This is a genomic window from Sporomusa sp. (assembly GCF_035561255.1).
In the GTDB taxonomy this organism is placed as follows: Bacteria; Bacillota; Negativicutes; order Sporomusales; family Sporomusaceae; genus Sporomusa.
Genome location: NZ_DATMXX010000281.1, coordinates 1 through 8531 on the forward strand (window position 1 = coordinate 1; position 8531 = coordinate 8531).

Below are 8531 nucleotides of genomic sequence, written 5' to 3' on the forward strand. Positions count from 1 at the left end.
GAAAGATAAGGACGCAAAGCTATGGGTCTACGTACATTGTATATGACTGCCAGGTTGCATTGCAACTTGGCAGTCATTTCATTTGTTTTTCCGATAAACGATATTATCAAAGAATTAATTTTAAAAATATTTAATATTGACTTAAATAATGATTTGGTAAACAAGCATAATCTTTCTTCTATGAACTTCAATTATGCGATAACCGAGTGATTAAAATCATTTTATCAGGGCGGTGAATATCCAGTGAAAAAAACCGTAAGAGTACTGTTGGTAATGGCAGCGCTAATCGGTATGACTATAGGAAATCAGCTTGGTGATGAGCTGAAAGGAACCATAGTATATGCTTCAAATCAACCCCTGAATATGGGCGAAATCAATAATGATTTTAATGCTGGACAAAAAACAACCCGAAATCCAGGGGATATTACCCTGGAAACATATTCAGGCCTTATCGACGAATTGATGCAGGTGGGCCATAGTAGCAAGCACTTTGATCACAAGGTGAATATTGACGGTGAAATTCGTTTGCATTATGCATCTAACAATGGTTCCGGGCGTTGGGGCCGGGATTCAGCAGGGATACGCAGCCGTCTGGGTTTTAATGCTGATATTAATCAGGATTGGCGCGCCTATGGTATGCTGGACAGTCAAAAGAGTTTAGTCAATTATAATAATGAATTAAGGTTTTCACGACTGTATGTAACCGGGAAAATAGGTGCATCAACGCTGAAAGCGGGTTCTTTTGGTTATCTTATGGCAGAAGGTAATGTGTATGACAGCGGTTTTGACGGTGTACGCCTTGACTTTGGCGGACCTGTGAAATATACAATGAGCTATGGCGAGACTAATGACACCCAAAAAACATATGTGGCATCTGCACGATATAATGATTTTGATTACAATCTGGAAGCCGGTGTTTATTACTATCAGACAGATGACGGTAGTCGCAGGCAAAAAACAATCCGAACTCTAAGCGGAAACTACAATTTCAGTAATTTTGGCATAGGGGCCATGGTTTTGGATTCCAGCCTGAAAGATAAGCAAGAGGGCGGTACCGGCTATGTATTTAGCTTTAACTACGGTGATCTAAAAACCTGGAGGCCAGGTACCTATGGGCTATTTGCCAAATATTATGATCAGCCGCGGGGGACGTATATTGCTCATGGGATGAATGGCAGAGGCAGTTCAATGCAAGGCTTTAAGGGCCATGGTTTAGGCATGAACTACACCTTTGCCGAAAACTATGTCGGCGGTATTGAGTATTACGACCTGACAGACAAAATATCGGGGGCAAAAGGCGAAACATTGTGGAGCCACATAACTCATTATTTTTAACTAGTTAAGCAGGTGAAGTGTTGCAGATGGAATTAGTAGAGAGAATCCGGACGAAAAAAGACTATTTGGCCGTTGTCGGGCTTGGCTATGTTGGCTTACCGATGGCAGTTGCGTTTGCTGAGAAGGTCAAAACGCTGGGCTTTGATATTAATGAAGAAAAAATTAACGTTTACCAACAGGGAATCGATCCTACCAATGAGATTGGTGATGAAAAAATTAAAAGCACAGCAGTGGAGTTTACCACCGATCCTGCAAGGCTAAAAGAAGCCAAAGTGATTATTGTTGCTGTGCCAACACCGGTCAATGGGGATAAAACACCGAATCTGGCACCTGTTATCAATGCCAGTAAATTGATCGGCCAAAATCTATCGCAAGGCAGTATTGTTATTTTTGAGTCTACTGTATATCCCGGTGTTACCGAAGATGTTTGCATACCGATTTTAGAGAAAGAATCAGGTTTGGTATGTGGGAAAGATTTTAAAGTGGGTTATTCGCCGGAAAGAATTAATCCGGGAGATAAAGTGCATAGGCTTGAAAACATCCGTAAAGTCGTTGCCGGTATGGATGAAGAGACTGTGGCAGCCATTGCGGCTGTCTATGAGTTCATTATTCATGCAGGTGTCTATAAAGCACCCAGCATTAAAGTAGCGGAAGCGGCCAAACTGGCTGAGAATGCCCAAAGAGATATTAATATTGCTTTTATGAATGAACTGGCAATGGCCTTTGACCGCATGAGAATCAACACAAAAGATGTTATCGATGCGATGAATACCAAATGGAATGCTTTAGGGTTTTATCCAGGTCTGGTAGGCGGGCATTGTATCGGTGTCGATCCCTATTACTTTATTTATCAGGCTGAGATGCTGGGGTATCACTCGCAGATTATTGCTGCCGGCAGAAAAATCAATGACAATATGGGTGTTTTTGTTACTGATAACGTGATTAAGAAAATGATTCAGGCTGATAAGGATGTTAAGAAATCCAATATTTATATTATGGGGGTAACCTTCAAAGAAAACTGCCCGGATATGCGCAATTCGAAAGCTGTGGATGTCTGTAAATACCTTTCAGCATATGGAATTAAGGTCAAGGTGGTAGATCCGTATGTTGATCAGGCAGAATTCAATAAAGAACTTGATATAGAGCTTGTAGATTTGAAAAATGTCCGGAATGCCGATTGCCTGGTGTTTTTAGTAGCACATCAGCAGTTTAAGGATTTGCGGCCGGAAGATTTGGCCGGCATGTTCAAACAACAGGAACTACAAGCACAACATGTTGTTATTGATATCAAAAGTATATTTGAACAGAAAACCATAGAAGAAAAGGGTTACTGCTACTGGAGTCTTTAAGCATAAGGGGTGATATACGTGATCAATAAGAAAATTGTAGCAGCACTGGTTCTGCTAGGGCTTTGTCTGCTGGGAGGATTTTTCCTCAAAGACTTTGCTGCAACGCAAACCGGGGGGAGATACCGTAATATTACCGATGCGGCAAGTCCCTATCAGGCTGACGCCGAAATTACCCAGGCCTTGGAGCAACTGAAAAAAAGCCCGGAGAAGGCAACTGTCATTACCCGGAGCAATAGTAATCAGCGGCAGATTGCCCTCACTTTTGACGGGCTAACAGACCGCACTACTATGCAACAGATTTTAGATCTATTGAAAAAATATCAGGTAAAGGCAACATTTTTTGTGGATGGGATGCAGACTGCCGAAGATCCGCAAACTGTTGTCAATATCAAAACAGCAGGACAAAGAATCGGAAACTATACCCTTGCCGGTTTGGGTAAGATGGAGAATCTGCCTGCCGAACAGTTGGTTAGGGATTTTAGTCAGTCCCAGACGATCATTAAAATAGCCACCGGTCAAGGAACAGAGCTTCTAAAATGCAATGATACAAAATATACCGATCAGTTGCTGCAAGCGGCGAAAGCCTCAGGGTTTAAGAGTGTTGTAAGCAGTGATATTTTTCTTAATGTAAAACAAGTAAACTCTCTTGCTGCCGCAGAGGCTTTTGTCGGCAAGCTTAGACCAGGGAGTATTGTTTCCATTAAATTGCAAGACAATGTCGAGTCGATTATCAGTGAGCCGGGAAAAACGGCATTAAGCCCGGCAGTGGATAAACAGCCGGGCTTGAAAGCACTCCCTGAGCAAGCAGATCTAAGCGGAAAAGCGCTTATTGATACGTTAGAAAAACTATTAATTGCACTGAATAAAGGAAATTATATTACCACCTATGTGGAAGAATTTAAACCAATAAATACTACCCTTCAGCATAACAATAACGGGGATGACACCGCTTCTTTGCTGGCAAAAATTACTGCCCTCATACGAGAACAGGTTGTGAACTTGTTTTCTATCCGTACTGCTTATGCGGCAGCAACTGTGGCTGACCAGGCACAAGAAATCAAGACTATTTTTACCACTGAACCGGCGCTCGCCTATACGTTTGGAGGATTAGCCAACGAAGCCGTAGTAACCGACGTACTCGGAAGATTAAAGGAGCTTGGCATCATAGCAACCTTCTTTGTGGCAGAACCAGAAATGAAAAAGTATCCCGGAACACTGCGGCAGATTATAGCCAATGGCCACGAAATCGGGATTGCAATAAGGCCAAAAGATGGAGAAACAGCGGATGAAACCCGTAGTACGATTATGAGGGACCGTAAGAACCTGCAAGAACAGTTTGGTGTGGAAACGAATCTGGTAAAACAACCTTGGGGTGCCATAACAGACGCTACAAAAGAAGCCGTTTTAAGCCAGGGCTGCAGATTGATTGGGCAATCGGTTAATGTTGTACAAAGCAAACATAAAGATTATACCTCTGCAGATCAGGTCATGGCTGAGATTTTTGGAAAATCAGTGTTTTCTGTGGCCCGTGGTCAGATCATACATTTTAGGCTGGACTATTATACAAACGACAGGCTGGTTGGTGATTTGGTGGCAACCATCAAACAACGAAAAGTCGATAATATTGCTTATGCCACATCCTATGATAACCCTGAGAATAATCCTGCCAATGACTCGCAGTATATGATTAAGCCTGTAGGAGAAATTCTTAGTCACACACAGTTGATTTATCAATATCCGGTGGACCCGACAACTGTTCCGGCACGCTTAAGAGCAGACCGGTCCGGGCTTGATATTAATCAGGATAATATTCTAAACGAAGTCGCCAAACGTTATATCGGGAACAAGGATGTTGCTTACGGAAAAAGTACACTTGGTTTCTCGAAAATGGAAACCCGGCGCCTTGATACCAGTGGATTAGTACACACCGAAGATAATGTTATTTTCCTTACCTTCGATGACTGGGGAACAGATGCAGCAATCAATAAAATACTATATGTCTTGCGTAAGCATAACGCAACAGCGACGTTCTTTATTCTTACGAACAATGTACTGCATAACCCGAACCTGTTGCGAACAATTGCTATGGAAGGCCATAACATTGGCAATCACTCTGATCAGCACCGGCCGATGGCCTTCCGTGATCCTAAAACGGTCAGTCAGGTGACAATGCGGGATAAGGAGGAATATAGCAAAGAACTTGCCTTAGCCTATAAAAAACTGCATGATGTTACAGGTGATATGACCGTCAATGGTAAACCTGCATTGACCCGGTTCTTTCGTCCGCCAACACTGGCCATCAGTAAGGCGGGGGTTGAGGCAGTGCTTGAATCCGGTTCCGAGTACATTGTTTCCGGTTCGTGCAGTACAAATGACTATAAAGCTGAAAGTGTTCCTAAACTTGTAAATATCATCAAAGACGGGATCTATACAAAAAACGGTGAAGTGAAAAAAGGGTCTGTTCTGGTCATGCATATGATAGACAGTGCTGCATATACGGCAATGGCTTTAGACATATTGCTGACCGCAAATGAAGCCAAAGCGGACTCTGATCCTTCCAAGTTTAAAGTCGGCAGGTTGTCAGATTATTTAACAGATGACTATTCTCAGATAAACCGGAAACAATCTCTAAAATTAACAGCCTATGAAGGGCAAAAGTTGCAGAATCCATAATAAACGGGAGCGATGATTAGATGCCGTCTAGCGGCAGCGTAGAAATGGCAGGGAAGTGGACTTGAATAAGTTATTTCAACAGGCAAGAAAAGAGGAAAAGGATATTTTACTTGTTGCAAAACCTGACCGCAGGGTGCTTTCTAAAGTACCTGACAAAGAAGGATTGCGTACAAATGTAGATAGACGCCGTGTAAGAGACAATGAGGATTCCTCTGATATCTCAAGGCTTATTGAAAATGAAAAAACAGGTAAGCGTTATTTGGTTGATTATAATGTGTCAATTCAATATATTTCAGACAGCAAAGAGGTAACATGTCTTGGAAAAGGTATTGATATATCGTCTACCGGTATGTTACTTGAGGTTTCGCCGGATATTGCTCAGGATTTGCAGTATGCATCGAAAATCAGACTGAAATTTGTCATATCACCTGGTACGATGCCGGAAGGTTATGAGATGAAAGTCGATATTGCCGCTAAATATATCCGCTCTGGACAAAACGCAGACGGAAAAACCCTATGTGGGGTGGAATTTTTAGAATCACTGGCTCAGTATGCCACAAAGAAGAAAAATTGGTATATGCTTTCGGCAGCCTCAGTTTCCCTATTCTTTATTACTGCCTGCATTCTCCTGATGCGGGCAGAAAGTGTACTTTATTTTAAATTTAATAAAGTTTTGTATATGTATAGTATTATTGCGGCTAGCTTTTTGCTTACCAGATATCTGTTCGGCTCTTTTTATCGCCCTGTTCCCATCAACAAAGACTTCACACCAGGCGTTACGATTATTATTCCTTGCTTCAATGAAGAACAATGGATACAAAAAACGATTTTAGGCTGTATTAATCAGGATTATCCAGTCGAAAAACTGGAGGTTATCGTCGTAGATGATTGCTCTAACGACCAGTCTTTTGCAAAAATCAAAGAAATCGTAGAAGAACTGAACATCACAGAACAACGCTATGATATTGGAACCAGGCTGCATTATGTTCGTCAAGCAGGAAATGCAGGCAAACGGGAGGCCCTAGCCAAAGGGACCTTAATGGCTAAGCATGAATTGGTTGTGTTTGTTGATTCGGATAGCTTCCTGGATCCGTTTGCCATTCGTAATATCGTCCAGCCGTTTAAAGATTCTAAAATGGGCGGGGTTTCCGGCAGAACCGATGTCGCCAACACCTATACCAATGCCCTTACGAAATTGCAGTCTGTCCGGTATTATATTGCCTTTCGGATCATGAAAGCAGCCGAAAGCTATTTTGATGCAGTCACCTGCTTATCCGGCCCGCTCTCTTGCTACAGAAAAGATCTGGTTGTTAAATATATGGATGCATGGCTGAACCAACGATTCTGGGGCGAGAAGGCTACCTTTGGCGATGATCGCAGTATGACCAATTTTATCCTCAAAGAACATCGTACCGGTTATCAGGATACAGCTATATGTAATACGATTGTACCGAACACATATAGTATCTTTTTGAAACAACAGATGCGCTGGAAACGCTCCTGGCTGAGAGAGTCGCTGATTGCAGCCAGATTTATGTGGAGAAAAGAACCGTTTATGGCATTATCTTTTTATATGGGCGTGCTTGTGCCGCTTCTGGCGCCGATTATTGTTTTGTATAATCTGATTTATATTCCGGTTACCCACAGGGTGTTTCCGGTTACCTTTATCATTGGTATTTGTTTAATGGCGTTACTCATGAGTATGGCGCAGCTGTTTCTGAGAAAAAGCTCAACATGGATTTACGGGTTGTGGTTTTGCTTGTACTATGAGGCCGTACTATTATGGCAAATGCCGATTGCCTGGGTTACTTTCTGGAAAACTACCTGGGGAACACGGATGACGCCGGCAGATCTTGTCGAGCTGTCAAAAAAGAATCGCGGAAAGCAGAAGGGCATAGATTATGACGATGTCAAATGAACAATTTACTGCCCGCAAAGACCGGAAAAAAATTATCCGGGTAGTGATACAGGTGCTTATTATTCTGGCAGTGATTGCACTTTGCTTAGCCGCATTATTTACCCTCAAAGCATATAGACCTTACACCCCGCAGACTGCAAAATTCTCCGGGGATAGAGGGTTTATTACCCTTGCCTACTTTGGTGTGGACAGAACAGGCAATCAGAATCTAATCGGGGTGGAGCGTTTGCGGGAACAGTTGCAAGCGCTAAAAGATTTCGGTTATGTAACAATCAGCCAACAAGATATTTTAGACTACTATCAATCAGGCAAAGAGCTGCCGGAAAAATCATTGTTTCTGGTTTTTGAAGATGGCCGGAGGGATACTGCAGTTTTTGGGCAAAGAATTCTGGAGGACTTGAATTTTAAAGCAACAATGCTGACTTATCCGGAAAAGTTTGAAAAAAAAGACACTAAATTTTTAATGCCTGAAGAACTGATAGAACTTGAAAAAACAACTTTTTGGGAAATGGGAACCAATGGCTACCGGCTCGCGTTTATTAACGTATTTGACCGGTACGACAATTATCTGGGTGAATTAGACCCCTTGGAACACGCTGGTGTTTCGCCATATCTAGGGCGCAAATACAATCACTATCTGATGGATTACATTCGTGATGAATACGGAATTCCCAAAGAGAGTAATACCAAGATGAAAGAACGGATTACGTATGATTATGAAGCAATGCGCGATATTTATGCTAAGTCGCTTGGTTATGTACCGGGAACCTATATATTAATGCATTCCAATACCGGCAGTTTCGGCAATAATGACAAAGTAAGTGCTGTCAATGAACGCTGGATAAAAGAATTATTTAAAATGAACTTCAACAGGGAAGGGTTTAGCTTTAATCAGAGAAACAGCAGTGTGTATGATTTAACAAGGATGCAGCCACAGGCGTATTGGTACACCAATCATTTGCTGATGCGTATCAAATACGATATTAATCAGGACCTGGCATTTGTCAGTGGCGATTTGAATAAGCACAAGGCCTGGGAAACGCTTAAGGGGGCCCTGGAAATTCAAAAGGAAACAATGATTTTGACATCACTGCCACAAGATAAGGGTTTACTGCGCTTAAAGAACAGTGATGATTTTGAAGACATGAAGCTTTCTGTAAGACTAAAGGGAAATAAACTTGGTTTACAGAGAATATATCTCAGAGCAGATGAAAAACTAAACCGGTTCTTGTCTGTATATATTCTTAACAATATTC

General features: G+C 42.0%; 5 protein-coding genes and 1 riboswitch. All 5 genes read left to right on the forward strand.

Going from position 1 to position 8531, the window contains the following annotated elements:
* Positions 1–62: riboswitch (cyclic di-GMP riboswitch) on the forward strand. This riboswitch is flagged as partial in the annotation.
* A gap of 181 nt (positions 63–243) precedes the next feature.
* A complete protein-coding gene (locus VN379_RS15465; RefSeq protein ID WP_325535421.1) occupies positions 244–1335 on the forward strand; it encodes an S-layer protein in 1092 nt (363 codons plus the stop codon).
* A gap of 26 nt (positions 1336–1361) precedes the next feature.
* Entirely contained in the window at positions 1362–2684 is a 1323-nt protein-coding gene (locus tag VN379_RS15470) for a nucleotide sugar dehydrogenase (RefSeq protein ID WP_325535423.1), read from the forward strand.
* An 18-nt stretch (positions 2685–2702) separates the two neighbouring features.
* Positions 2703–5357: a polysaccharide deacetylase family protein gene (locus VN379_RS15475; protein ID WP_325535425.1), complete on the forward strand. Its 2655-nt coding sequence runs from the start codon at positions 2703–2705 to the stop codon at positions 5355–5357.
* A gap of 61 nt (positions 5358–5418) precedes the next feature.
* A complete protein-coding gene (locus tag VN379_RS15480; protein ID WP_325535427.1) occupies positions 5419–7275 on the forward strand; it encodes a glycosyltransferase in 1857 nt (618 codons plus the stop codon).
* Positions 7259–8531: glycoside hydrolase (locus tag VN379_RS15485; RefSeq protein ID WP_325535430.1), on the forward strand; the 1273-nt coding region annotated here is incomplete at its 3' end. The genes VN379_RS15480 and VN379_RS15485, both read left to right, overlap by 17 nt.

Bases quoted from the DNA above. Each gene is read 5' to 3' on its own strand.
- VN379_RS15470 (WP_325535423.1), top strand. From the start codon at position 1,362: ATGGAATTAGTAGAGAGAATCCGGACGAAAAAAGACTATTTGGCCGTT.